21 protein-coding genes are annotated in these 25676 nt (G+C 39.6%); 9 read left to right on the top strand and 12 right to left on the bottom strand.

Features of this window, described 5'->3' with window-relative positions; genetic code table 11:
- Positions 1-224: 224 nt before the first annotated feature.
- The 8 genes from ACM03V_RS10555 to ACM03V_RS10520 form a co-directional block, all read right to left on the bottom strand.
- Positions 225-920 carry a 2,3-bisphosphoglycerate-dependent phosphoglycerate mutase gene (locus ACM03V_RS10555; RefSeq protein WP_414620730.1) on the bottom strand — a complete coding sequence of 232 codons (696 nt, stop codon included), beginning with the start codon at positions 918-920 and terminating at the stop codon, positions 225-227.
- A gap of 114 nt (positions 921-1034) precedes the next feature.
- Positions 1035-2465, bottom strand: coding sequence for a pyruvate kinase (gene pyk / locus ACM03V_RS10550; protein ID WP_414620729.1), 1431 nt, complete (start codon positions 2463-2465; stop codon positions 1035-1037).
- Positions 2466-2694: 229 nt separating this feature from the next.
- A complete protein-coding gene (gap, locus tag ACM03V_RS10545; protein ID WP_414620728.1) occupies positions 2695-3744 on the bottom strand; it encodes a type I glyceraldehyde-3-phosphate dehydrogenase in 1050 nt (349 codons plus the stop codon).
- 663 nt (positions 3745-4407) lie between these two features.
- Positions 4408-5406: a 2-hydroxyacid dehydrogenase gene (locus ACM03V_RS10540; RefSeq protein WP_414620727.1), complete on the bottom strand. Its 999-nt coding sequence runs from the start codon at positions 5404-5406 to the stop codon at positions 4408-4410.
- Between the two features lie 132 nt (positions 5407-5538).
- Positions 5539-8112: a glycogen/starch/alpha-glucan phosphorylase gene (locus ACM03V_RS10535; RefSeq protein ID WP_414620726.1), complete on the bottom strand. Its 2574-nt coding sequence runs from the start codon at positions 8110-8112 to the stop codon at positions 5539-5541.
- 213 nt (positions 8113-8325) lie between these two features.
- Positions 8326-10704 carry a phosphoketolase gene (locus ACM03V_RS10530; protein ID WP_414620725.1) on the bottom strand — a complete coding sequence of 793 codons (2379 nt, stop codon included), beginning with the start codon at positions 10702-10704 and terminating at the stop codon, positions 8326-8328.
- Positions 10705-11306: 602 nt separating this feature from the next.
- On the bottom strand, positions 11307-11894 hold the full coding sequence (rimM, locus tag ACM03V_RS10525; protein ID WP_414620724.1) for a ribosome maturation factor RimM: 588 nt from the start codon (positions 11892-11894) through the stop codon (positions 11307-11309).
- A gap of 176 nt (positions 11895-12070) precedes the next feature.
- Positions 12071-13351, bottom strand: coding sequence for a valine--pyruvate transaminase (locus ACM03V_RS10520; protein WP_414620723.1), 1281 nt, complete (start codon positions 13349-13351; stop codon positions 12071-12073).
- A gap of 143 nt (positions 13352-13494) precedes the next feature.
- Here ACM03V_RS10520 and ACM03V_RS10515 point away from each other — a divergent pair, with 143 nt between their 5' ends.
- Both ACM03V_RS10515 and ACM03V_RS10510 read left to right on the top strand, forming a co-directional pair.
- Entirely contained in the window at positions 13495-14607 is a 1113-nt protein-coding gene (locus tag ACM03V_RS10515) for an S-(hydroxymethyl)glutathione dehydrogenase/class III alcohol dehydrogenase (RefSeq protein WP_414620722.1), read from the top strand.
- A 274-nt stretch (positions 14608-14881) separates the two neighbouring features.
- A complete protein-coding gene (locus ACM03V_RS10510; protein WP_414620721.1) occupies positions 14882-15544 on the top strand; it encodes a Uma2 family endonuclease in 663 nt (220 codons plus the stop codon).
- A gap of 4 nt (positions 15545-15548) precedes the next feature.
- Here the strand turns inward: ACM03V_RS10510 and ACM03V_RS10505 are convergent, their stop codons facing one another.
- On the bottom strand, positions 15549-16175 hold the full coding sequence (locus ACM03V_RS10505) for a type I restriction endonuclease subunit R (RefSeq protein ID WP_414620720.1): 627 nt from the start codon (positions 16173-16175) through the stop codon (positions 15549-15551).
- A gap of 55 nt (positions 16176-16230) precedes the next feature.
- Between ACM03V_RS10505 and ACM03V_RS10500 the strand changes: the two genes are divergently transcribed.
- Together ACM03V_RS10500 and ACM03V_RS10495 are read left to right on the top strand one after the other, a co-directional pair.
- Complete coding sequence (locus ACM03V_RS10500) at positions 16231-16791, top strand: GNAT family N-acetyltransferase (protein WP_414620719.1); 561 nt, start codon at positions 16231-16233, stop codon at positions 16789-16791.
- 185 nt (positions 16792-16976) lie between these two features.
- Positions 16977-18092 carry an ABC transporter permease gene (locus ACM03V_RS10495; protein WP_414620718.1) on the top strand — a complete coding sequence of 372 codons (1116 nt, stop codon included), beginning with the start codon at positions 16977-16979 and terminating at the stop codon, positions 18090-18092.
- Positions 18093-18230: 138 nt separating this feature from the next.
- On the opposite strand, the gene ACM03V_RS10490 is transcribed toward ACM03V_RS10495, so the two are convergent.
- Positions 18231-18953, bottom strand: a complete 723-nt coding sequence (locus tag ACM03V_RS10490) for a 4'-phosphopantetheinyl transferase family protein (protein WP_414620717.1) — start codon at positions 18951-18953, stop codon at positions 18231-18233.
- Between the two features lie 147 nt (positions 18954-19100).
- Positions 19101-20141 (bottom strand): YheT family hydrolase, encoded by a 1041-nt coding sequence (locus tag ACM03V_RS10485; RefSeq protein ID WP_414620716.1) that lies wholly within the window; start codon positions 20139-20141, stop codon positions 19101-19103.
- A gap of 156 nt (positions 20142-20297) precedes the next feature.
- On the opposite strand from ACM03V_RS10485, the gene ACM03V_RS10480 reads away from it, so the two are divergent.
- Positions 20298-21053 carry a response regulator transcription factor gene (locus ACM03V_RS10480; RefSeq protein ID WP_414620715.1) on the top strand — a complete coding sequence of 252 codons (756 nt, stop codon included), beginning with the start codon at positions 20298-20300 and terminating at the stop codon, positions 21051-21053.
- Between the two features lie 238 nt (positions 21054-21291).
- On the opposite strand, the gene ACM03V_RS10475 is transcribed toward ACM03V_RS10480, so the two are convergent.
- Positions 21292-22209: a DUF6816 family protein gene (locus ACM03V_RS10475; protein ID WP_414620714.1), complete on the bottom strand. Its 918-nt coding sequence runs from the start codon at positions 22207-22209 to the stop codon at positions 21292-21294.
- A 558-nt stretch (positions 22210-22767) separates the two neighbouring features.
- On the opposite strand from ACM03V_RS10475, the gene ACM03V_RS10470 reads away from it, so the two are divergent.
- From ACM03V_RS10470 to ACM03V_RS10455, 4 genes are all read left to right on the top strand, one after another.
- On the top strand, positions 22768-23649 hold the full coding sequence (locus tag ACM03V_RS10470; RefSeq protein WP_414620713.1) for a DUF4388 domain-containing protein: 882 nt from the start codon (positions 22768-22770) through the stop codon (positions 23647-23649).
- Positions 23649-24206 (top strand): GTP-binding protein, encoded by a 558-nt coding sequence (locus tag ACM03V_RS10465; RefSeq protein WP_414620712.1) that lies wholly within the window; start codon positions 23649-23651, stop codon positions 24204-24206. Before ACM03V_RS10470 ends, ACM03V_RS10465 begins: the two co-directional genes overlap by 1 nt.
- Before the next feature lie 191 nt (positions 24207-24397).
- Complete coding sequence (locus ACM03V_RS10460) at positions 24398-24988, top strand: roadblock/LC7 domain-containing protein (protein WP_414620711.1); 591 nt, start codon at positions 24398-24400, stop codon at positions 24986-24988.
- Between the two features lie 137 nt (positions 24989-25125).
- Entirely contained in the window at positions 25126-25584 is a 459-nt protein-coding gene (locus ACM03V_RS10455; RefSeq protein ID WP_414620710.1) for a hydrocarbon-binding protein, read from the top strand.
- Positions 25585-25676 lie beyond the last annotated feature (92 nt).

Here is a 25676-nt window from a genome sequence, read left to right as displayed (position 1 = left end):
ATGCAGCAAATCCTATTCTATTTACCAATTCCCAATATTGGCTGTCGGATTATATGCACTTTGATTAAATTGTTATTAAGAATTTATACCGTTTTGGGAATGGGGAGAGAGAGGGAGAGGGGGGAGAGGGGGGAGAGGGGGAGACAAGAAGAAAGGGAGAAAATCAAATTCTTAATTCCTAACCACTAACCACTAACCACTAACCACTAACAACTAACCTTTAATTAGTTTAATATCAACTTATTCGAGACGTTACCTTGTTCATCTACGTCGTATACTATCGGTTGTCCAGTTGCTAACTCTAGATTTGGAACTTCTTCTGGTTCTAGTTTATCTAACTCCATGATAATCGAACGCAATGAGTTACCGTGGGCGGCTATTAAGGTAGTATCACCCTGTTTGAGATGAGTTATAATACGTTCTTTGAAAAATGGTAAAGTTCGATTCATCGTATCTGACAAACTTTCTCCTCCTGGTGGACGCACTGAAAAAGAACGTCGCCATTGATGCACTAATTCTTTGCCTAATTTTTCGGCTGTTTCGGCTTTCTTCAATCCTTGTAAATCGCCGTAAAACCTTTCATCCAAAGCCATGCTGGTAAATATGGGCAATTCTTCAAAAGCTTTTCCCTCATATTGATCCCATCCGTGCCACTGAAGTTCATCGGAGTTATGTTTTATAACCGGACTTTTTCCGTTGCAAATTTGTTCGTTTTCCGTTAAACAGATAACTGCTGTTTCCATAGCGCGAACTAATAAGCTGGTAAAACAAACATCAACTTGATAATCTTTTAACTTATCAGCCGCCAAAGTTGCTTCAATACGTCCCCTTCGATTCAAAGGAACATCAACCCAACCGCTAAATCGATTCGCAGCATTCCAAGTACTTTGTCCGTGACGAATTAATATAAGTTTGGTCATGATTTACAGGTTAAAGGTTTCAGGTTAAAGGTCAAAGGTTAAGAGTAGATAATTATAAGCTTTGAATTCATAACTCCTAACTCCTAACTCCTAACTCCTAACTCCTTCTCCCCATCATGCCGAAATCGCCTCTCCAATAGTATGCACTTTGATTAAACTAGTGCTTCCTGGTTTTCCTACGGGTATACCGGATGTGATTACTACTTTATCTCCTTGTTGAGCAACTCCTATTTTTACAACGGTATTAATAAGATTAATTAGCATTTCTTCTGTTTCAGAAGCTGGGGAGATAATTAAGGGTTTGACTCCCCAGGAAAGTGCGAGTTGACGATAGGAAATTTCTTCGGATGTAAGGGCAATTATTGGAGTTGTGGGACGATATTTAGAAACTAATTTCGCCGTACCTCCCGATGAAGTGTGACACAATATTGCTTTTGCTCCCACTTCGTAAGCCATACGACATACGGCTTCAGCTACAGATTCGGTAACGCTCAGACTACCGGCTTGATAGCCATATGATTGTAAGGTACCGTCGGGTAATGATTTTTCTGTTTCTACGGCGATTTTATCCATCATTTCTACTGCGGCGATCGGATATTTACCGACTGCTGTTTCTCCAGACAACATAATTGCATCCGTACCATCAACTATAGCATTTGCAACATCTGTTACTTCTGCTCTAGTCGGTTCGGAAGCAGTTATCATTGATTCCAACATCTGGGTGGCGGTAATTACAGGTTTTCCAGCCTGGTTGCAGCGACGAATAATATCTTTTTGAATTAACGGAACTTGTTCTAAGGGAACTTCAACACCCAAATCGCCACGAGCTACCATAATTCCGTCAACAACTTTTAAAATATCGTCAAAGTTTTCAACAGCTTCGCGTCTTTCTATTTTGGCTATAATGCGAATCTTTTTATGGGCTGCCTCAATCATTCGCTGGGCTGGCTCCAAATCCGCAGCCGAACGAACAAAGGAAACTGCGACTAAATCGACATTATTTTGAATCCCAAAACGTAAATCTAATAAATCTTTTTCAGTAATCGAACTAACCGGGAGATGAGTTTGAGGTAGATTTACGCCTTTACGAGAAGAAATTTTGCCGCCAATTTTGACTTTTGCGCGAATTTTATCTGTATCTCTATCGGTAACAGTCAACTTAATCCGCCCATCATTAATCGCGATCGGTTCGCCGACTCTTACCATTGCGAACAAAGTTGGTATCGGTAAAGGCAATTCGTGAATATTATTACCTTTTTCTTGCTCGACAAAAGTAACTTCCTCTCCCTCCTCCACATCTAAACCTTCCTCTGGAAGCATACCCAAACGGATTTTTGGCCCGCATAAATCCTGCATCAAAGCCAAGGGTTTTTCTGGAGGAGTGGGTATACTTCTGAGAATTTCAATAGTTTTACCGTGGAATTGATAATCTCCGTGGGAAAAATTTAATCTCGCGACATTCATTCCCGCATCAACCAAAGCTTTCAGAGTCTCCGGTGTCGATGTAGCTGGCCCTACCGTGCAGATAATTTTGGTTTTACGCATGAAAACAGTTAACAGTGAACAGTTATCAGTTAACAGTTACCAGTAAACATCAACCAATAACTATTTACCAGCTCGTTTTAGCAGTTAAAAAGGTATGTCCTAATGTCCTTCGGACACGCTTCGCTAACGGACACGCTCCGCTAACGCAGTAAGCGATTTATCGCTCTCCTTAAAGGACGCGCATTCCTTACTACGAACTGGTAACTGATAACTGCTCACTGCTCACTGTCTAAACCGCTGCCATTTCTGTATTTTGCAAAATTCCTTCTTTTTCTCCCATCAATAGCATTAAGTCAACTACACGGCAGGAATAACCCCATTCGTTGTCGTACCACGAAACTACTTTGAAGAAGTTGGAATTTAATTCTATTCCGGCACCTGCATCGAAAATGCTGGAATGAAAATTACCCTGAAAATCTGTGGAAACTACTGCTTCTTCGGTGTAACCCAAAATACCTCTCATTTCTCCTCCTGCGGCTGCTTTCATTGCGTCGCAGATTTCTTGATAGCTGGTAGATTTTTCAGTTTTGAAGGTTAAATCTACAACGGAAACGTCGGGTGTAGGAACTCGTAATGCCATCCCGGTTAATTTGCCTTTGAGTTCTGGCAATACCAAGGCTACGGCTTTGGCTGCACCTGTAGAAGCGGGGATAATATTTTGAGCCGCACCTCTACCCGCACGTAAATCTTTCTTGGAGGGGCCGTCTACCGTGGGCTGTGTGGCTGTCATGGCATGGATGGTAGTCATCAATCCTTCCGCTAAACCAAAGTTGTCGTTAATTACTTTGGCGATCGGTGCCAAGCAGTTGGTAGTACAGCTAGCGTTGGAAACTACGGTGTCTTTCTCCGGGTCGAATAAGTCGTGATTTACACCCATCAATAAAGTTTTCACTTTTTCGGGATCTTTGGTGGGAGCAGAAATTATCACCCGCTTTGCTCCTGCTTTTAAGTGATTTGATGCACTTTCAAAAGTGGTGAAAAGTCCGGTTGATTCAACTACATAATCTGCACCCAATTTACCCCAAGGTAATTCTGCTGGGTTTCTCACGGAAATGCAAGGAATAAACTGTCCGTTAACAACGATACCGTCTTCCTTGGCTTCAACTTCTCCGTTAAATTTACCGTGGGTAGAATCGTATTTTAATAAGTAAGCCAGATTTTCCGCTGGTACTAAATCGTTGATACCAACAAACTCGATATTAGGATTATCAATACCAGCACGGAATACTAATCTACCAATTCTACCGAATCCGTTTATAGCTACTTTTAATTTAGTCATATTAGCTCCTGTTTTCAATTAACAATTTTCAGTTATCAGTTATCAGCGAACAGTTTTTATCTGTAGGTTATGGTTCATTAATGAACGGTTAACTTAATCAGAATTATGATTCTTGACAACTAAGGTTTAACAGTTAGTAATTAGTAAACAGCAAACAGTTCTGAATAAACAGTAAATAGCAAACAATTGGATGAAAAACGCTGGTAATTTATAACTAAATGAATAGAGAAAGTAAAAAAAAATTGTTCGTAGTTGTGCTTTAGCGCCTCTTATCGGATGCGCTGAAGCGCTACTACGAACCTTAATAAAAGATAAATTTACGGTTGGTGCGTAACTCGAAAAATCACATCTATATCGATATTGATTAATATGTAACACACCTTACAATTCATGATTTAATGAACCACACCAACAGGGCTGATAATTGATAACTGTTCGCTGTATTAGTTCATCACAAATCCCTCACCCCGCCCTAGCGGGCACCCCTCTCCCAAGCTTGGGAGAGGGGAAGGGGAGAGGGCAATATCTTGGGGCAAACACGTTTTGTGCATGATTTTAATCCCCTAAAGAAGCTACAGAGTCAACACCACTAGTAACACACCCTACAATTCATGATTTAATGAACCACACCAACAGGGCTGATAATTGATAACTGCTCACTGTTCACTGTTCACTGCTCACTGTATTCACACATTCACCTGTTTTCTCGAATTCGGTGATGTTTGAAATAGTTGTTTGAGCGATGTTTTCCAGGGCGTTTTGAGTAAAAAAGGCTTGATGTGCGGTGATGACTACATTAGGAAATGTCAGCAAACGTTGAAAAATATCGTCTTGAATTACTTCTTGAGATAAGTCTTCAAAAAATAAATCCCCTTCTAATTCGTAAACGTCTAATCCTAAATAACCTAATTTCTTTGATTTTAAAGCGTCTATTACTGCTTTCGTATCCACAAGCCCGCCGCGACTGGTATTTATTAACATCGCTCCCGATTTGAATTGCTCTAATGTTGTAGCGTTAATTAAATGATGGGATTCGGGAGTTAAGGGACAATGAAGAGAAACTATGTCCGATTTGCCAAGCAGTTCTGATAATTCTACATATTTTACGCCTAATTCCAAACAAGCAGGGTTTTGATAAATATCGTATGCAAGTAAATTGCAGCCAAATCCCTTCATTATTTGAGCAAAACAAATACCGATTTTACCCGTACCAACTATACCGACGGTGGAACCGTGTAAGTCAAATCCTAATAAACCTTGTAGAGAAAAATTCGATTCGCGGACTCGATTATAAGCGCGATGATACTGACGATTTAAAGTTAAAATTAATCCCGCTGCGTGTTCGGCTACTGCATAAGGAGAATAAGCCGGAACTCGTACTACAGTAATTCCTAATTTGTTAGCGGCTTGGATATCAACATTATTGAAACCCGCAGAGCGTAAAGCAATTAGCTTCGTACCACCGAGGGCGATCGCACTTATCGTGTCACCATCAAGTTGGTCGTTAATAAAAGCGCAAATTACCGGAAAACCCGAAGCTAAGGCAGTAGTTTTACTAGTTAATTTTGGCTCAAAAAATACAAGCTCGTGTCCGCCATCGGCATTTGCTTCGGAAAGAAAATGACGGTCGTATTTTTTACTGCTGAATACTGCTACTTTCATTTCTATTAAAGGGAGTAGGGAGTAGGGAGTAGGGAGTAAAGAGCAGGGAGTAGAGGGGAGAGAGTGATTTATTAACTCTTAACTCTTAACTCCTAACCTCCCATGCCCCATGCCCCATTCCCAAACAAAGAATTACGACATTTTCAATCCGCCTCTATCGGCTGAATAGTCGTCGAGTTTAATTTTGCAGGGTTCTATATTCCAGATTTCTTGGCAATATTCCCAAATTGCTCTGTCTGAAGAAAATTTACCCATGCGTGCGGAGTTGAGAATGGACATCCGAGTCCACTTATCTTTGTCTTGATAAGCTTGGGAAACTATATCCTGAGTATCGATGTAGGATTGGTAATCGGCGAATAGCATAAACCTATCTTGGTTAAATAGCGAGTCTAATAGTGGATTAAACAAGCTGCGATCGCCATCGGAAAACTGTCCGCAAGCTATCAAGTCAATAACTTCTTTTAGTTGGGGATTGGATTGGTAATATTCTCTGGGGTTGTATCCCTTAGCTTTCAAAGCATAAACTTCTGGGGTGGTTAAACCGCATAAGAAGAAGTTCTCTTCGCCGACTTCTTCGCGAATTTCGACGTTAGCACCATCAAGAGTACCGATTGTCAAAGCACCGTTGAGGGCAAATTTCATGTTACCAGTTCCGGAAGCTTCTTTCCCGGCTGTAGAAATTTGCTCGGAAAGTTCGGCACCTGCGTAGATAAATTGACTTGAGGATACGTTGTAGTTGGGAATAAATGCGACTTTCAAACGCCCTGCAACGTCAGCATCGTTATTAACTACGCTACCGACTGCGTTAATTAATTTGATGATTAGTTTAGCGATGAAGTAACCGGGGGCTGCTTTACCAGCGAAAATAAATGTCCGGGGTTGGATGTCAGCTTGAGGATTTTTCTTGATGCGGTTGTAAAGGGTAATGATGTGGAAAGCGTTGAGTAACTGACGCTTGTATTCGTGCAGTCGCTTTACCTGTACGTCAAACAAGGAATTGGGATCGACTGTAATTCCGTTGGATTTTTGAATCAGTTTTGCTAACTCTTCTTTGTTGGCTTGTTTGATTTCGCGCCAGGTTTTTCTGAACTCTTTGTCATCTATGAATTTTTCTAACTTTTTGAGTTCATCCAGATTTGTAATCCAATCGGTGCCGATTTTGTCGGTAATGAGGCGAGACAGTCGGGGATTGCCCATTAACAGCCAGCGACGGGGGGTTACACCGTTTGTCTTGTTAATAAACTTCTCTGGGAATAATTCGTAGAAGTCGTGGAGAACATCTTTTTTGAGTAGCTCGGTATGCAGCGCCGCTACACCGTTGATTTTATGGCTACCGACGCAAGCTAAATGTGCCATGCGGACTTTCTTTTCGCCATCTTCCTCAATCAAAGACAAGCGAGAAATGCGTTCCAAATCTCCTGGAAAACGTCTTCTAACTTCAGCCAAAAAGCGGAAGTTGATTTCGTAAATAATTTCTAAATGTCTGGGTAATAATCTACCAAACAATTCTACCGGCCAGCGTTCTAAAGCTTCTGGCAACAAAGTATGGTTTGTATAAGCAAAGCTATTTTCAGTAATACTCCAAGCTTTATCCCAAGGCATTTGATGCTCATCAATCAGCAAACGCATCAATTCAGCGATACCAACTGAAGGATGAGTATCGTTAAGCTGAATTGCAGCTTTTTCACTTAGGTTATCTAAAGTATTGAAAATTCTTTGGTGGCGGCGAAGAATATCTTGCAAAGAACAAGTAACGAAGAAATATTGTTGCTGCAAGCGTAATTCTTTACCCTGCATTGTATCGTCGTTAGGGTAGAGAACCTTAGAAATATTCTCCGAGAACATTTGAGAGCCTACCGCGCCGATGTAATCACCAGCATTAAATGCCTGTAAATCGAATTCATCAGCAGCTTCAGCTTTCCACAACCGGAGGATATTTACCGTATCCACACCATAACCGGGTACTGGAGTATCGTAAGGAACGCCAGATACTTTTTGTTGCGCTACCCAACGTACTTGGAAGCGTCCGCTTCTATCGTTATATACTTCTGTATGACCGCCAAATTTGACTTCTACGCGGTATTCGGGAAGAGGAAGTTCCCAAGCATTGCCAAAAAGCAACCATTTATCGGGGTTTTCTACTTGCCAACCGTTACGAATAACTTGTTCAAAAATCCCGAATTCATAACGAATTCCATAACCGACAGCAGGAATTTCCAGAGTTGCTAAAGAATCGAGATAGCAAGCTGCAAGTCTTCCCAAGCCTCCGTTACCCAATCCTGGTTCGCTTTCTTGCTCCAATAAGTCATCTAACTCTAACCCAGATTCTTTGAGAACAGTTTTGATTTTTTCGTAAAGTCCCAGATTAATTAAACTATTACCCGTATAGCGCCCCATCAAAAACTCAGCCGAAAGGTAGTAAACCGTTTTTACACCCTTCTTCATGTGAGTTTCAGCCGTTTGGATGCGTCTTTGCAGAATGCGATCGCGAACGCTATGAGCAACAGCCATATAGTAATCGTGCAAGGTAGCAAAATACTCGCCTTTACCTTGAACGTAATACAAACTATCAGCAATGGCACGTTTGAGGGTTTCCTCACTCATACCAGTGCGATCGTCTTCTACCCTAACCTTAGCCGTGCTAGGAATCGAAACATTTTGCGAATCTAATCGATTATATTTCTGCTCGGATGAACTGCTAGTCATATGGTGATGTTGGTAAGATATTAAATTTGCAATTATTTCTAACCTATAGTTTTATAACATCCTTCCATTTACACTTGCTTATTTAATAATTGAGAATAGGGATTTTGGATTTTGGATTTTAACAACGGATGCGTTTCTTTTAGATTTTAGATTGAGGATAAAAAGTTAGGAGTGAGGAGTTATCCTCTCCCCATCTCCCCATCCCCCCATCCCCTACCGTTCCCACTTCCAATGGCGAATTTCGGGCATATCTTCACCGTGTTCGCGAACGTATTGTTTGTGTTCGATTAATTTGTTGTGCAACATCTGTTTGACGTGAGCGGCCGTATATCTCAAATGAGGAACTCTGTCAATCGCATCATCGGCTAAGTTAAAGCGGTCTAATTCGTTCAATACCACCATATCAAAAGGTGTGGTTGTAGTTCCTTCTTCTTTGTAACCCCTGACGTGAAGGTTTTTGTGATTTGTGCGACGATATGTTAAGCGGTGAATTAGCCAAGGATAACCGTGGAAGGCAAAAATCACTGGTTTATCGGTGGTAAAAATGCTGTCGAAGTCTTTGTCGCTTAAGCCGTGGGGATGTTCGTTTTCTGGCTGTAAGGTCATTAAGTCTACTACGTTTACGACCCTGATTTTTAATTCTGGAAAATTATCCCGTAATATGTCTACTGCTGCTAAAGTTTCCAAGGTGGGAACGTCGCCAGCGCAAGCCATAACTACATCTGGTTCGCTTCCTTGGTCGTTAGAAGCCCAACCCCAAATACCGATCCCCGTGGTGCAGTGTTTGATGGCTTCATCTATGCTTAAATACTGCAATGCTGGTTGTTTACCGGCGACAATTACGTTAACGTAATGACGACTTCTCAAGCAATGGTCTGTCACGGATAGCAGACAATTGGCATCGGGTGGTAAATATACTCTCACAACCTCGGCTTTTTTATTAACAACATGATCGATAAAGCCGGGATCTTGATGGCTAAAGCCGTTGTGATCTTGTCGCCATACGTGAGATGTTAGTAAATACGTTAGTGAAGCAATTGGTCTGCGCCAGGGTATATGACGGGTAGTTTTCAACCATTTAGCGTGCTGGTTGAACATTGAATCGATAATGTGGATAAATGCTTCATAACAGGAAAATAATCCGTGACGACCTGTAAGCAAGTATCCTTCCAACCATCCTTGACAAGTATTTTCGCTGAGGATTTCCATGACGCGACCGTCTGCTGCTAAGTGGTCGTCGTATAATTCGGTTTCTGCAACCCAAGTTCTATCTGTGACATCTAATACGTCAGCAAGTCGATTGGATGCGGTTTCATCTGGCCCAAACAAACGGAAGTTTTGAGTATCTAAGTTAAGTTTCATCACATCCCGCAGCAATTTACCCATAGTGCGGGTTGCTTCAGCAATGGTTTGTCCCGCTTCTACTTCTATGGCATAGTCGCGGAAATCGGGCATTTTCAAGTCTCGCAACACAACACCGCCATTTGCATGGGGATTATCACCCATACGCCGTTTTCCTGTTGGTGCGAGTTCGGCTAATTCGGCAATTAATTTACCGTTTTGATCAAATAATTCTTCTGGCTGGTAACTCTTCATCCAGTCTTCCAATAACTGGACGTGTGCTGGTTCCGAAGCCATATTGGATAAAGGTACTTGGTGCGATCGCCAGTAATCTTCGGTCTTTTTGCCATCAACTTCTTTAGGTCCCGTCCAACCTTTGGGACTTCTTAAAATAATCATCGGCCATTGCGGACGCACTTTGAAGCCATTTTGACGCGCATCTTCCTGAATTTCACGGATTTCATGCAGTGCGGTATCCATAGTTGCCGCCATCAATTGATGCATGGCTTCTGGTTCGGAACCCTCGACAAAATAAGGTTTGTAGCCGTAACCTTCAAACAGCTTTTGCAATTCCTCATGACTCATCCGTGCCAAAAGTGTGGGGTTAGCAATTTTATAGCCGTTGAGATGCAAAATCGGCAGTACCGCACCGTCATGTATTGGGTTGAGAAACTTATTAGAATGCCAACTAGCTGCTAAAGAACCCGTTTCCGCTTCACCATCACCGACAACACAAGCAACAATTAAATCGGGATTATCAAAAGCCGCACCGTAAGCGTGGGAAAGAGAATAACCGAGTTCACCACCTTCATGAATGCTCCCAGGAGTTTCCGGTGCGACGTGACTAGGAATTCCACCGGGGAAAGAAAACTGTTTGAACAGCTTTTGCATCCCTTGATAATCTTGAGAAATATTGGGATAATATTCGCTGTAAGTTCCCTCAAGATAGGTATTAGCCACCAAACCGGGGCCACCATGTCCGGGGCCAGCAATATATATTACATTTAGATCATCTCTTTTAATTACCCGGTTGAGATGAACGTAAATAAAATTTAAACCTGGAGTAGTTCCCCAATGTCCTAAAAGTCTGGGTTTAACGTGTTCTAACTTTAGCGGTTCCTTAAGTAAAGCATTATCTAATAAATATATTTGTCCTACCGAAAGATAATTTGCTGCATTCCAATAAGCGTTTATCTTTCGTAATTCTTCATTCTGTAATGGCTTAGTTTGAGGAGGAGAAGAAACAGTCATAAAAAACTCCTTAACGTCAATATTGTCAATTCAATTTTACATTTATATCAAATTATATTTTATTTAATTACCTATATCTAAATAAATATCTTTTGATGAATTACTATTAATTATTTTGTCAATTAGTTTTTTAATTGATTACAGTTTTTTACCATTCTTATAAGCAATTTTTTGGACAGATTTTAAACTACTTTATTGCAAGATCGAAATATCTATTGTAAGAGAAGATGCTTGCATTATCTTTTTAAAAATGATATATTTTTGCTTTATATCGATATAATGACGAAATATCAATCCAGAGTATAAAAAATCTTTTTGTGAGTTTAGCATAATATGATTTGACTGGTTTAAACTTAACCACAATTTAACCAAAGCATCGATTTATAGGAAATTGAAAAATTAAATCAGACAATAGTTAATATATATAATTATTTTAAATAAATTACGTCTTTAGATAGAAGATAATCTTACTTTTAAAATATATTAGATTGCGGGCAATTGACCGGCTTTAAATAAATAGGATAAAAAATTGAAATGTAAAAAAACCCGGTTTTTTCAACAAACCGGTTTCTGAATTATTGCATTTACCTACAATATAAAAATTAATTGATCTCCAACAAACCAACTGGCGGAGTAATTTCAATTCTACCAGCCTCCAAATCAACCACCGGAACAATAGCTTTCACAAAAGGAATTAAAATATTTTTCGGCTTTTGAATCTTCTTCCCATCACCTTGTCCCCTTGTCCCCTTGTCCCCTTCTTCCTCACTTCCCAACCGTACCTCTAACAAATCGTTGCCAGCATTAATCAAATCCACCACAGTACCGATCAACTTTCCATCATCCTGCATAAAAACAGGTAAACCCACCAAATCCATTAAATGATATTCATCCTCACCCAACTGTGGGCGATCGCTCTCAGGCACAACTAACTTACAACCCCGCAATTGCTCAGCTTCATCGCGATATTTCACACCCCTCAGCTGAATCACATAGAGATTTTTACCTTCAAGAAAACGTCCTTTAACCAACTCGACTTCTTCCGGCTCCGTAGCATTAGCACGCAATAGCCAGCGCTTACCCGGCACCTCAAAACGTTCGGGAAAATCCGTTTCCGGATAAACCCGCATTTCACCCTTCATACCTTGAGGCGAAACAATCTTACCAATTTCTATCCAGTCATCAATCATCAGTTATCAATTATCAATTATCAATTAATTAATAGGTTAGTTAAAGGCTAAAGTTATTAACTCCTAACTCATGTCTCCTTGTCCCCTTGTCTCCCCCTTCGGGTTGCGCCACTTGCTACAAGTCGGGGAACCCGCCCAACGCAGTGGCTGTGCGATCTCCCCCTCTCCCCATCATCTCACGCGCTCACCGCAGCACTGCGATAAACTTCTTCGGCGACTTTTGCAAAACGCTGCATTCCGGTTTTGATTTCTTCGTCGCTGCCCGTGAGGCTGACGCGGAAACATTCATGTTTGTGCTGCCATTCTTCACGTAATCCGGGGAAGAAGGAGTTTCCGGGAACGACTATTACACCTACTTTTTTGAGTTGCTGATAAAATTCTGCATCGCCGATGGGTAAATCTTGCAGCCATATCCAAGCGAAAATTGCTCCTTCACCTCGATGCATAAACCAAGGTATATCGGGCATTGCGGCTTCTAAAGTACTTTCTAAAACGGTGAATTTGTTTTTATAAAAAGGACGAATTACGGTTTCGCTGATATGGGCTAACTTACCAGATTCAATGGCGAGGGCGGCAATGGCTTGCCCGTATCGCGATGAATGCAAGCTAGCGTTTGCTTGGAAACATTCCAACGCTTCAATTAAATTTTCGCTACCGATCGCAATTCCAACTCTTTCTCCTGGTAATCCGGCTTTTGATAAACTCATGCAGTGCAAAATATTTTCACCAAAAGTTGGTGTCATATCGGTATAGTTTAAAGCTGGGAAAGGTGGAGCGTATGCCGAATCAATTAAAACTGGTACGTTAGATTCTGCGGCAAGTGCGGCGATTTTTTGAACTTCCTCGTCGGTGACAACGTTACCCGTAGGATTGCAGGGGCGAGAGAATAAAACGCAACCAGTTTGTTCGGTAATTGATAACTTGCTGAAGTCGGGACGATATTTAAACCTATGGGCTGGTGCGTCAATATCTAAAGTTGGTTTGTAAGCAAATAAAGCTTCGGGAACCAAACTAACTCCACCGTAGCCCGTATAATCGGGACTCAAAGGAAGAACAATTTGTTTGAGTTGATTATTAGTTGTATAACCGCCGAAGACATTTGCAGCGTAGAAATAAAGCGTTTGGCTGCCGGGAGTAATTAAAATATTGCGCTCGGTAAGCTCTAAGCCATAACGTTTGTTAAAGTCTTTGGCAACAGCTTCGATTAACGGCGTATAACCCTTAGAATAACCATACCGACAAACAACTTCACCATACTCCGCACTTGCTAAAAGTTCCGCAGTACAATCGCGCCACAGTTGTTCGACTTCGGGCAAAATCAACGGATTACCCGCACTCAAATTCATCAACTCCTGCCCAATACCTGCACGTAAAGTTTCATTGATATCCTTCATAATCGCTCTCACGCCGGTAAGCTTGGACATTTGAGCGCCGAATTTAGTTAGGGCAGGTTTCATAAGCAATCAATTATAAATACAGATATTTTAACTATAATATTCGATTGGCATCGAGAATTGGGTATGGGGCATGGGGCATGGGGGATTGGTAATTGATAATTGGTAATTGATAATTGGTAATTGAACGAACAAGAAGGTGAACAGTGGAAGTTAAAGCAGCAGTAGCTTATGAAGCGGGTAAGCCGTTAAGTATTGAAACGGTTAATTTGGAAGGGCCAAAATCTGGTGAGGTATTAATAGAAATTAAAGCCAGCGGAATCTGTCATACCGATGCTTATACGCTTTCGGGTAAAGATCCTGAAGGTTTATTTCCGGCTATTTTGGGACATGAAGGTGCTGGGGTTGTTGTAGATGTAGGAAAAGGTGTTACCAGTGTCAAAAAAGGCGATCGCGTTATTCCTCTTTACACTCCCGAATGTCGTCAGTGTGAATATTGTCTAAGCTTAAAAACTAACCTTTGTCAAGCTATTCGCACTACTCAAGGTAAAGGCTTGATGCCAGATGGTAGCAGCCGTTTTTCCATTGGCGATAAGAAACTTTATCACTACATGGGTACGTCAACTTTTGCTAACTATACGGTGTTGCCAGAAATTGCCGTTGCAAAAATTCGTGAAGATGCACCTTTTGAAAAAGTCTGCTATATCGGTTGTGGAGTTACTACGGGTATCGGTGCGGTTATTTACACGGCGAAAGTCGAACCCGGTTCAAAAGTAATAGTTTTCGGTTTGGGTGGTATCGGTTTAAACGTGATTCAAGGCGCAAAAATGGTAGGTGCCGATATGATTATTGGCGTAGATATTAATCCTGCAAAACGCGAATTAGCAGAAAAATTCGGGATGACACATTTTGTTAATCCCAAAGAAGTTGAAGGTGATTTAGTTCCTTACTTAGTAGATTTAACCAAAGGTGGAGCCGACTATACCTTTGAATGTATTGGCAACGTAAAAACAATGCGTCAAGCATTAGAATGCTGTCATAAAGGTTGGGGACAAAGTATTATCATTGGCGTTGCTGGTGCCGGAGAAGAAATAAGTACTCGTCCATTTCAATTAGTAACTGGAAGAGTTTGGAAAGGTTCGGCTTTTGGTGGTGCCAGGGGACGTACCGATGTGCCTAAAATAGTAGATTGGTACATGGAAGGAAAGATAAATATTGATGATTTAATTACTCATGTAATGCCGATAGAAAAGATTAACGAAGGTTTTGAATTGATGCATAAAGGCGAATCAATTCGTAGTGTAGTTACATTTGATTGATTAATTATATAAATGTAGAGACGTAGCAGTGCTACGTCTCCAAAATCTAGTTAATATTCAGGTGTAGGTTGGGTTAGACGCTTTTATGATTTAAAGTTTAATTACCGAATCTATATAGCGTCGTAACCCAACATCTTTAGCGGTATTCTGGCAATTTTTATTTATTGACAATACTGGTGTTGGGTTACGACACCATAGTTAAAATTATCGTTACAATCAATTTTAGTTTTGGTGTCTAACCCAACCTACAAATTGCAAACTACAAATACAAAAAATGGTCACAATTAACGAAATAATAAACAACGCTGATATCGAGCAATTTTTACCAGAAAAACGAGTTGCCGTCTTTAATATTACCTGGCAAGCTTACGAACAAATTTTAAACGCTTTAGGCGAAAACCGAGCGGCAAGGATACATTATTACCAAGGTGTTTTAGAAATCATGACTCCGTTAGAGGCACATGAAAGCAGCAGTGAAAATATAGGAATATTGATTCATATTCTTACAGAAGAACTAAACTTAAATATCAAGAGTTTGGCTTCAACTACACTCAAAATACCAAATAAAAAAGCTGGTGCAGAACCAGATAAATGTTACTACATAAAAAACGAGCCTGCCGTTCGTGGTCAAACCGTAAATTTAGAGATAGATCCATCTCCAGATCTAGTTTTAGAAGTTGATATTACTCATACCGATATTAATAAAAAACAACTTTATCAAGATATACAAGTACCCGAATTTTGGCGCTATAACGGTAAAAAAATAACTATTTATGTATTAAATCAAAATGAATATCAAGAATCAGAAACTAGTTTAAATTTTACCATATTAACTAAAGCAATGATTTATGAATTTATCTCGCAATGTCGTAACAACGGTGAAACTCAAGCAAAACGAGAATTTCGCAGCAAATTACGCGAAATATTAAATAATTGACACTTCATACCTTAATAACCAATTCAGCAACCCGCTTCAACACGCTTAAAACCTGTTCAAATTCACCATCTTTCTCAATTGACAAAGCATAAGAACGAGCATATTTTATTTCTTCTTGCTTAACTAATTTCACAAAAACAAATTCCCTCCCATTCACAAGTAACCCAAAACTAGGTTTTTCCCGATTCGGAGAATTCAACATATAAGCTAATGCTTCAGGCAGCGCTACCATCACATCAAATTTAGTACTCTTTGATTCAATTACAAGTATCCAAAAGTTTTTTTGCACCACCAAAACATCAATATTACCTTTTAACTTAACACCCTCTTCCTCTGCTATAATTTCCACAGAAGTTTCAGTTTCGATCTCAAAAGGTGGTTGATATAAACCAGCCAAATCCAGCAAAGGAGACAGCACCACCATTTTGACTGCTTCTTCTGAAATCAAACGTCGTCGAGTTAAATTAAAATAATTACTTTGAACTCGCTTTAAAGATTGCTTTTCTATTTCTGTTAACGGAGGTAAATTATCCATCCATTCAGTCAAAAAAGCTGTATCTGTAGAAAGCTGCAAACAAAACTTTTCTTCTAATTCGTAAAGGCTTATATCTCTAGCTTGAATTGTTTGCATAACAGGTAAAATGATCGGATTAATTTTACTCTATTTCATTATAAAACATAATAAAATGTTATCTCAATTTCCCGAATTAGAAACAAAAAACTTAGTCTTAAGACAAGTAAATCAATCTGACGCAGAAGCAGTTTATCAGCTTTTCTCAGACGAAGAAGTTTTGAAATATCATGATTTAGAAGCACTTACAAATCTCGAACAAGCAAAAGAATTAATCAACAGTTTTGACGAAAAATTTCATAGTCAACAGATGATTCGCTGGGGAATTGCCAAAAAAGAAGACAATGTTATCATTGGCACTTGCGGTTATCACAATTGGGTTAAAAACCACTTCTGTGCAGAAATTGGTTACGAACTTTCTCAAGCTTATTGGCGAAAGAGAATTATGACAGAGGCGTTAAGCGCTATGATAAAATTCGGATTTGAAAAGATGGAATTAAACCGGATTCAAGCAACGGTAATGTTGGAGAATATCGCTTCTATGCAACTTTTGGAAAAATTAGGTTTTGTACCAGAAGGTATTTTAAGAGAATACGGTTTTTGTAAAGGTGAATTTCATGATTTAAAGATGTTTGCTTTATTGAAAAAGGAAGCATCATCGAATTTTGGATTTTAGATTTTAGATACTTCGGTAAGCTCAGTACAAGTTTTGGATTTTGGAATCTTCACGAAATGTTCATTTCCCTGCTTTCTATCCTCATCCTCTAAAAAAGTTAAGATTTGTTAAATATTCCCAGGATTTATAATTTATCAAGAATAATGTGTGCTTTAACATTCATAACCAAATAACTCGTATAAATTATGAACTGGTGGCAAAGACTCAAGAAAAATCCTTTAGCGCGATTTGGGGCAATTTTACTGATAATCTTTTATATAACGGTAATTTTTGCGGATTTTGTAGCGCCTTATGACCCTTATTATTCGCAGCCAAATGGTTCCTTACTGCCACCAACTCGCGTATATCTAAATACCAGAGATGGAAAATTTATTGGTCCTCACATTTATCCGACTACTCAAGGTGATACGGATTTAGAGACTGGCGATCGCGAAATTATTGTAGATTACAGCAAACCTTCTCCTCTACGTTTATTTGTCCAAGGTACCAAATATAATCTGTTTAAATTTAGCTTACCGCTACCGCCGAAATGGCAGGAAGTCACGATATTTCCCGGTATTCCGTTAAATTTACATTTATTTGGTACTACTAACGATACAAGATTCAATCTTTTAGGTACCGACGATCAAGCACGAGATGAATTCAGTCGTTTGCTATATGGTGGAAGAATCAGCTTATTTATCGGAATTTTGGGTGTTGCGATTTCTTTTCCGTTGGGTATGTTAGTTGGGGGGATTTCCGGTTACTTCAGCGGTTGGACTGATTCAGTAATTATGCGGCTAGTGGAAGTACTGATGACTTTTCCCAGTATTTATCTTTTGGTTACATTAGGTGCAGTCTTACCACCGGGATTAAGCAGTACTCAACGCTTTTTACTGATTGTTTTGATTACTTCCTTTATTGGCTGGGCTGGTTTAGCGCGGGTAATTCGCGGGCAAGTTTTGTCAATTAAAGAAAGAGAATTTGTTCAAGCAGCCAGAGCAATGGGAGCTAAACCTTTATACATCATTCTTCGCCACGTTTTACCGCAAACTGCAACCTATATTGTTATCTCAGCAACCCTTTCTATACCAAGCTTTATCGGTGCAGAAGCGATATTGAGTTTGATTGGTTTGGGAATTCAGCAACCAGATCCTTCTTGGGGTAATATGCTATCTTTAGCAACCAATGCTTCTATTTTGGTACTGCAACCGTGGTTAATTTGGCCGCCAGCATTAGTAATTATCTTGACAGTTTTAGCATTTAATTTACTCGGCGATGGATTAAGAGATGCATTAGATCCAAGGAGTTTAGGACGGTAATTGGTAATTGGTAATTGGTAGTAGGTGAAAATAGTTTTGTAGGGTTTTGGTAAGAGTTCTCTGAGAAAGCTGAGAGGTTCGTAGTAGCGCTTCAGCGCATCCAGATTCCGCTCGGCACTGAAGCGCGATTACAAACCCTCAAGCAAAATAATCCCAATATTTAAACTGCAAATTTGTCCCCGCAACAGCGATCGCACCAGCGCAATTAGAAAAAGGCTTGATTTCTAACAAACTCCATTCACCAGAATTTGGAATATTTGGAATCATTAACTCAGCAGGTTGTTCTAGAGTTAGAGAAATTTCGACTTTCTGCAAATCTTTTAATCCCGTTCCCGTTGCTTTTAAATAAGCTTCTTTACAAGTCCAATACCGGAAAAATAGCTGTTGCTGTTGCTCTTGAGGAGCCGATTCGATGACAGCAAATTCACTTGGTGCAAAAAATCTTTGAGCTAAAGAAACCACATCGGTAGTAGAGTTAATACATTCTAGATCGACACCGATAGAATTATTTAAACTCACCGCATACAAAGCAAAATCTTGCGAGTGAGACACATTAAATTTGAGATTATTTTCGTGGAAATTTTGGTCTAAAAATGGTTTACCGCGAGCTTCGTAACCAAACTTTATTTTAGACGCTTCAATATTCAAATAGCGACCTAATATATTTCTAAGAATACCGCGAGCCGCAATAAAACGCTGCCGATGTTGCTCAAAATGAAATCTTTTGGCTCTAACCAACTCATCTTCCGAAAGAATCCGCGTCAAATCATCCAAAAATGGTATTGCATTATCAAGATTTTCTCGCCAAACATGAACTTCGTTAAATAATAATTCTATATTCGTCGGCGCTTTTAACCACATTTTACAGTTAGCAGTGAACAGTGAGCAGTTAGGAGTAATTCTGGTTAAAGGTCAAAGGTTAAAGGTTAATTGTATAAATATCTTGTCCTCCCCATCTCCCCATCTCCCCATCTCCCCATCTCCCCATCTCCCCATCTCCCCATCCCCTCACTCCATCCAATCCAACACCCGATTCCAAGCCCACCACGGGTCACTATCTCCGCATTCGTGCTGACACTGGTTGCTGCTTAAATAACCAACGTGACCGCCGTGTTTAGTAAGCATTAAGTCTATGGCTGGGTTTTGGGCGCTGGCTGCTTGTAATTCTGGGATGATGGCTGGTGCAAAAAATGGGTCGTCTGCGGCGTAAATAATTAAGGTTGGTTTGGTAAGGTTCGGCAAAAGATGTAGGGCGCTACTTGCTTGATAATAAGCTTCTACTGAGGGAAAACCTAATTTTTCTATCACCAATTCGTTGTCAAATCCCCATATGCTGTTTGCTCTTTCGATTGAGAAGGGATTTAAACTTCCTGGGTGAGTATCGTGAATTTTCCATGCCAGTTTTTTCAATGCTTTAGCAATTCTTTGTTCTAAAAATCTACCTACTGGATAACTTGTTAAATATTTAAGCGAAGGATTTGAATCTAAACTGGGACAAATTACTGCACCACCACCGATATCGCTTGATTTTATGTTAATTTCCGGATCTTTGGTGGAGTCTACTGCTGCTTTAATTCCCCACAACGCCAACTGCCCTCCCAATGAAAATCCGGTAAACCAAAATTTCGGGGGACATCCCATTGATAACGCTGCTGCGGCGATGCGAACGAAATCTTCTCCTTCGTACAACCCATCGCTGGTTAAAGTTGGCGATAATTCTGCTGTTTTACCGTGGGCACGCCAATCAAATAATACTACCGCGTAACCTTGAGCGTAGGCTTTACGTCCTAAAATTTTCAGAAACCATTCTTCTTCTAAGTCCCCGATAATGCCGTAGGTACCTACAATTGTTCCGCGAGCATTCTCTGGAATCGCGACTAAGCCAAATATCGGTACTCCTTGTGCCCCTGTAAATATTTGTTCTTGATAACTAGGCTCCGGTAGGTTGAGACTGGTTTCCCAATTATTTTTTCCCCACAATGCTGCACCGACTGTCATTGACACGCCGTTTCGTAAAAACCAAGGTGGATTGTAGGTTGAAGAATGCATTGTATAAGATATTCTGTCTAATTTGTAGTTTGTTTGAGAATATTTTAATTTTAAGCTTTATGTTAAATTTCAAATTTTTTTTATAATCATTAAAGCAATCTTTGTATTTTCCAAGGATTCTTAACTTACCTTAACGCCTAGTAACAATTTTTCATAATGCCGAGAATTCTTGTCATAGATGACGATCCAGCAATCTCAGAGTTAGTAGCCGTTAATTTAGAAATGGCTGGCTATGATGTTAGCCAAGCTGAAGATGGTATCAAGGGGCAGGCTTTAGCTCTCCAGCTACAGCCCGACTTGATTATGTTGGATTTGATGTTGCCCAAAGTCGATGGATTCACCGTATGTCAGCGCTTGCGGAGAGATGAACGTACTTCTGATATTCCGGTTTTAATGTTAACGGCTTTAAGCCAAACTCAGGATAAAGTTGAAGGCTTTAATGCTGGTGCGGACGATTATCTCACCAAACCTTTTGAAGTAGAAGAAATGTTGGCACGAGTAAGAGCATTGCTCCGACGTACCGATCGCATACCCCAAGCAGCGAAGCACAGCGAAATTCTTAACTATGGTTCGTTAACTTTGGTTCCCGAAAGATTTGAGGCCATATGGTTTACTCAAACGGTGAAATTAACTCACTTAGAATTTGAACTACTTCATTGTTTGCTGCAACGACACGGACAAACCGTTTCTCCCAGCGAAATACTCCGAGAAGTTTGGGGTTACGATCCGGATGATGATATTGAAACCATTCGCGTTCACGTTCGACACTTGAGAACTAAGCTGGAACCAGATCCTCGCCATCCCCGCTATATAAAAACGGTATATGGTGCTGGATATTGTTTGGAATTACCCAGTAATCCCCCATCAACTGAAGAATTATCAACAAAGGAAGTCGGAACTAGTCCAAATTAAGTTCCAGTTTTTTAAATAAATTAATTAATTACAAATTTCTCCCATGTCAATTTTTAATCAAAAAAACTTGGGAAACATTCTTCATGGAATTTCGGATTTTGAGTTATGGGATTTTGAGTTATAGGTTAGTAGTTAGAGACTTTAAATTTCTCCTTGTCTCCCCATCTCCCCATCTCCCCATCTCCCCATCTCCTTGTCTCCCCATCTCCCCATCTCCCCATCTCCCCCCAATTCCCAATTACTTAATAGGAAAAAATTCCAACCGATATTTATATAAAGCAACTGGTTTGTTAATTGCCTTAAAGTAATTTGGATCTTGAGATGATAGGTATACGGCTGTAACTTGATTCGCTTCAATCACTGGTTCTGATATAGATGATGTAGATAATAGTCTATATGCCGTAGTTGATTCTACTGAATTAATGTAGGGACGCGAACCGCCTTTAAATAGCTGTTTGAATACTTCCGTTGCAATAAATCTACCGTCTGCGCTGTTTTCAGTAGCGCGATTTTTGACTATGGAAATAAGTTGGCGATCGCAAATAACCTCTTCAACACATTGGCTCTGCAAAAATGTAATCTGACGGTTGGGAGAATCGGGATCTACTTTTACTGCTTTGACTGCATTGTTACCCAAAACTGCTCTTGCTAAGTTCAACCCGTTGTATGCGCGATCGGCAATTACAACCTCACCCCCTTCCCCTCTCCTTGTCAAGGAGAGGGGTGTCCGATAATTTACCTCATATCCTTCCCTTCTCCTTAATAAGGAGAGGGGTGTCCGATAGGACGGGGAGCCACTGCGTTGCTCTGGTTCCCTCCGTTGTAGCAAGTGGCGTGTGAGGTTTTCCGTTTTCGATTGTTCGACAAATCTTACCTTAAAACTAACTGGCACATCGAGATACTGACGATTACTTTCAAATCCCGGTGTCACAATATCTGGCGCTAAAGGAGCAACTAAATCTACTAAGGTACTTTTTACGAACCATTCTCCCTTCATCCATTGGGGATAAATTAAATCTCCTACCGCAGGTTGCACCTCGGTTAATTTCTCCCATTTAGGAAAATTTTCTAATCTTAGATTCAATTCTCCAGCATTAGCATTATCGGTACAGAAAATTGACAAAAAAGTCAAGCAAAGAATCAAAATCAGCTTCATAGTCAGTGTTTTCAATATATATTAATAAATGTTAATTATTCTCTGATTAACTGCTCATCCAATCAAACGAAATGTTGCGATTTATTTATCAAAATTAACGGTCTTCGTCAATAATGTATACATAAACATGGCTTTATGTAGAGGTAATGAAATAAACAATTATAATGGCGGAAAATGACATGAACTTTTTAGATTAAATAGCTAATACTAGCACCAACTATTCGAGTAATATTACAAAAATACAGATAAGTATAAATTCTGGCATTAATAGAGATAAAAATTTTATAAGTTACCTGAAATACATTATATATTTAATTGAAATAATACTTAATAGTGTTAATTGTTAAGGGTTATCACTTAGAATAGTGTAGTTAGTGAAATTGTATTGAATTTTATATGCCGATATTTGAGCTGCAAAGCTAGTACCATGCTTTTAAAACGATAGTATACGTCACAAGTCGGCTGCTTTAAGTTGCTATAAATTCCGGAAATCTAAGAATACAGGGTTGCAGTCTCAGTAACAAAATAAACATTATTATAAGTAATAATTAAACAATTATGAGTCTTAGCAGTTCCTTTACAGATTTTTCCTTAGCTGAGTTGTTTCAATTAATTGATCGAGGACGCAAATCGGGTTGTTTAAGTGTATGTAGTTTGCCAGATATTAATTCTGCCCAATCTAAAGCAAAATACTTTTATATTTGGTTTAGAAGCGGGCGTGTTGTTGCAGCGACACATCGTTTAACTGGTAGAGGTTTAGTTTCCAAAATTGCCCAAAGAAGTTGGGCAGAACCTTCTGTTATAGAAACTATTTATAGTAATGCATCTACAACTACACCTTTGGGTTTGCAGTTCAAAACTCAAGATATTTTAAGTGCAGAACAATTAAACTTATTATTTGCCAATCAACTACAGCAAGTTCGTCAATTATTTGAAATTCAAAAAGGCGTATTTAAACTAGATTGCAAAGCTGTTTTACCAATGTCTGAGATGACAGGATTAAGTTTGAGGGCGAATGAAGTCACTTTAATGGCTCTAAGAGTCTTGAAAAATTGGCAAGTTCTCGAAGATGCACTTCCAAATCAAGAATCCGGCATCAGAAATATTACTAAAAATCAACCGGAAATGCGCTTAAATCCCTTTGAATGGCAATTGTGGGAATTTGCTTCGGGGGATATTTCTATCAAAGATATTGCAGTTCAACTGAATCAACCAACCATCAAAATTCAGCAAGCAGCTTTCCGATTAATGCTTGTAGGTTTGATAGAAGAAGTACCCCAAATAGCATCAAATTGCCATGAGTACCATTATGATATGGATTTGACTTGGGTAAGCAAGTACGGTTCGCGAGCAGCTAAAAAATATCGAGAATCGCAAGCGCCCACAGTCAGTAGCTCGTTGCTGCAAAATCTTGTCGGGTATTTAAGGAGTAAAGCTTAATGTCATCAGAAATTCTCCGCATTGTAGTTACAGGAGGTGTAGGAGCGGGAAAAACTACGTTTATTCAGACAATCAGTGAAATTGATGTAGTTGATACCGATAAAAGAGCAACCGATGAGCTAGCCGAATTCAAGGAAAAAACCACAGTCGCTTTGGACTTTGGAAAACTAACAATTGCATCCAATCAATCATTACACTTATACGGTACTCCCGGACAAGCCCGATTTGATTTTATGTGGGACATTTTGATTGAAAAAGCCCATGCTTACATTCTTTTAGTAGATGCACATCGTCCGAATCAATTCCGTCATGCACGCAAACTTTTAAACTACATGAATCAATCTGCGTCCATTCCGGAATTGATTGGAATAACCCACACCGATTGTGCCGATGCATGGGAAATAGAAGACATAGCCTTAGCTTTAGGATTTCAAGACGAAACCAATTTACCCCCCATAATCACCGTCAACCCTAACCAACGCGAATCCGTATTTCAAGCATTAATTACAATTGTCGAGCAGTTAGAATCCAGCCGTGAAAGGGAGATGATGGGGTAGAGGAGTTAGGAGTTAAATTGAATACTGATAACTGCTCACTGTTTTGTAAAACATAAAGTATAAATAATCTTTTCTTATTCTCAAATTAACCTTTTTCGTTTTAAAATTTACCAAGTCTTGAGGATTACCATTTTTTAGTTACGCTTTCTTGTAATTAAAACTCAAGATCAAGCTAGCTGAGTCAGTAATAAATGCCTCTGGGTAAAATTATCAATCTTCTAAAGGGAGTATTTCAAAAGCTTCCTGCTGAGTCAGTAGATTCTTCGGAGTTACCCGAAACGGAAAACTATCCATCGAGGCAAACTACGGAAAATACTGATTTATCGCAAAAGAATGTTAGTGAAAATACATTCACTGAGTCTACTGCGGAAACTTCTCAAACATCTTTACCAACAATTTTGGAGGAACAAAAAATGATTAACGTTTCCATGCTGCAAGACGAACTGCAAAATTTTGTCAGTGCTGCTTCTGATGTTCAAGGTGCTGCTTTGGTAAGTCCTGATGGTTTAGCTTTGGCATCGGTTTTACCTGGAGGAATGGACGAAGAACGTACTGCTGCGATGTCTGCATCCATGCTTTCGTTAGGCGAACGTATTGGTAGAGAATTAGCCCGTGGAAGCATCGATAGAATTGTTGTAGAAGGTGAAAAAGGCTATGGAGTATTGGTTGGCTGTGGTGCTGATGCTGTTTTATTAGTTTTAGCTGGTGCGGGTGTTAAGCAAGGTTTATTGTTTTTAGAAGTTAAAAGAGTTGTTGCCAAAATTGCGCCGTTAATGGCTTAACTAAAAACTTCAAATAATCCTTATAGCGATGTTTGGATTGGCGATTTCATTTAATTTCAGTCCAAATTTTTTGCGCGGTTTTGATTCTCTTGCCACAAATAATTCAATTTTAATTCAATTCACTCATACTTAAATTTATGTTGCGTCAAACTTTAGGGGATTTTAGCAGTATTGTTTGCTTCAAAGCTGCAATAGTTGGAATGGAAGATGCTCTGGGAGAAAGAGCCGCTGCGATTGCGTTGATAGCGGCAGGTCGTCAGCGCGGTAAAAGTCTTGCCAAAGAATTAGGTTTAGAAACTTCTACTTCCTTGGATGAGATTGCGGCAAAAATGAGGTCTGCTTTTGGAGAAGAAGGTACAAGATTATGTACTGTTGAAAATATTTCTTCAGAAGGAAGCTTAATTAAAGTTTATACTTCAGAAACTCTGTGTTCTGCTGGTGAGGAAGAAGGTTCAAGTCGTAAATGCACTTATACCTTGGGAGCAGTATGGGGTGTTTTAGAGCAAGCTTTGAGCAAGCGCTTTCAAGGAAAACACACCGAATCCGTGCTTCGCGGTGGAAAAAATGATGTGTTTGAGTTTATGGAATTTCAATAAGTCATTTTGTGTTTTTTATCACCAAATGTAGCAAATTGACTTGACTTGGTTTCAGTATTAAACAATAAAAAGACTGATACGAAGATTTATAT

The organism is Calothrix sp. CCY 0018 (genome assembly GCF_963920925.1).
Taxonomy (GTDB): Bacteria; Cyanobacteriota; Cyanobacteriia; order Cyanobacteriales; family Nostocaceae; genus Rivularia.
The sequence above is the reverse complement of the archived record's forward strand: the minus strand, read 5'-3'. Positions and strand labels throughout refer to the sequence as shown.

Bases quoted from the DNA above. Each gene is read 5' to 3' on its own strand.
- ACM03V_RS10555 (WP_414620730.1), bottom strand. From the start codon at position 920: ATGACCAAACTTATATTAATTCGTCACGGACAAAGTACTTGGAATGCT.
- pyk (WP_414620729.1), bottom strand. From the start codon at position 2,465: ATGCGTAAAACCAAAATTATCTGCACGGTAGGGCCAGCTACATCGACA.
- gap (WP_414620728.1), bottom strand. From the start codon at position 3,744: ATGACTAAATTAAAAGTAGCTATAAACGGATTCGGTAGAATTGGTAGA.
- ACM03V_RS10540 (WP_414620727.1), bottom strand. From the start codon at position 5,406: ATGAAAGTAGCAGTATTCAGCAGTAAAAAATACGACCGTCATTTTCTT.
- ACM03V_RS10535 (WP_414620726.1), bottom strand. From the start codon at position 8,112: ATGACTAGCAGTTCATCCGAGCAGAAATATAATCGATTAGATTCGCAA.
- ACM03V_RS10530 (WP_414620725.1), bottom strand. From the start codon at position 10,704: ATGACTGTTTCTTCTCCTCCTCAAACTAAGCCATTACAGAATGAAGAA.
- rimM (WP_414620724.1), bottom strand. From the start codon at position 11,894: ATGATTGATGACTGGATAGAAATTGGTAAGATTGTTTCGCCTCAAGGT.
- ACM03V_RS10520 (WP_414620723.1), bottom strand. From the start codon at position 13,351: ATGAAACCTGCCCTAACTAAATTCGGCGCTCAAATGTCCAAGCTTACC.
- ACM03V_RS10510 (WP_414620721.1), top strand. From the start codon at position 14,882: ATGGTCACAATTAACGAAATAATAAACAACGCTGATATCGAGCAATTT.
- ACM03V_RS10505 (WP_414620720.1), bottom strand. From the start codon at position 16,175: ATGCAAACAATTCAAGCTAGAGATATAAGCCTTTACGAATTAGAAGAA.
- ACM03V_RS10500 (WP_414620719.1), top strand. From the start codon at position 16,231: ATGTTATCTCAATTTCCCGAATTAGAAACAAAAAACTTAGTCTTAAGA.
- ACM03V_RS10495 (WP_414620718.1), top strand. From the start codon at position 16,977: ATGAACTGGTGGCAAAGACTCAAGAAAAATCCTTTAGCGCGATTTGGG.
- ACM03V_RS10490 (WP_414620717.1), bottom strand. From the start codon at position 18,953: ATGTGGTTAAAAGCGCCGACGAATATAGAATTATTATTTAACGAAGTT.
- ACM03V_RS10485 (WP_414620716.1), bottom strand. From the start codon at position 20,141: ATGCATTCTTCAACCTACAATCCACCTTGGTTTTTACGAAACGGCGTG.
- ACM03V_RS10480 (WP_414620715.1), top strand. From the start codon at position 20,298: ATGCCGAGAATTCTTGTCATAGATGACGATCCAGCAATCTCAGAGTTA.
- ACM03V_RS10475 (WP_414620714.1), bottom strand. From the start codon at position 22,209: ATGAAGCTGATTTTGATTCTTTGCTTGACTTTTTTGTCAATTTTCTGT.
- ACM03V_RS10470 (WP_414620713.1), top strand. From the start codon at position 22,768: ATGAGTCTTAGCAGTTCCTTTACAGATTTTTCCTTAGCTGAGTTGTTT.
- ACM03V_RS10465 (WP_414620712.1), top strand. From the start codon at position 23,649: ATGTCATCAGAAATTCTCCGCATTGTAGTTACAGGAGGTGTAGGAGCG.
- ACM03V_RS10460 (WP_414620711.1), top strand. From the start codon at position 24,398: ATGCCTCTGGGTAAAATTATCAATCTTCTAAAGGGAGTATTTCAAAAG.
- ACM03V_RS10455 (WP_414620710.1), top strand. From the start codon at position 25,126: ATGTTGCGTCAAACTTTAGGGGATTTTAGCAGTATTGTTTGCTTCAAA.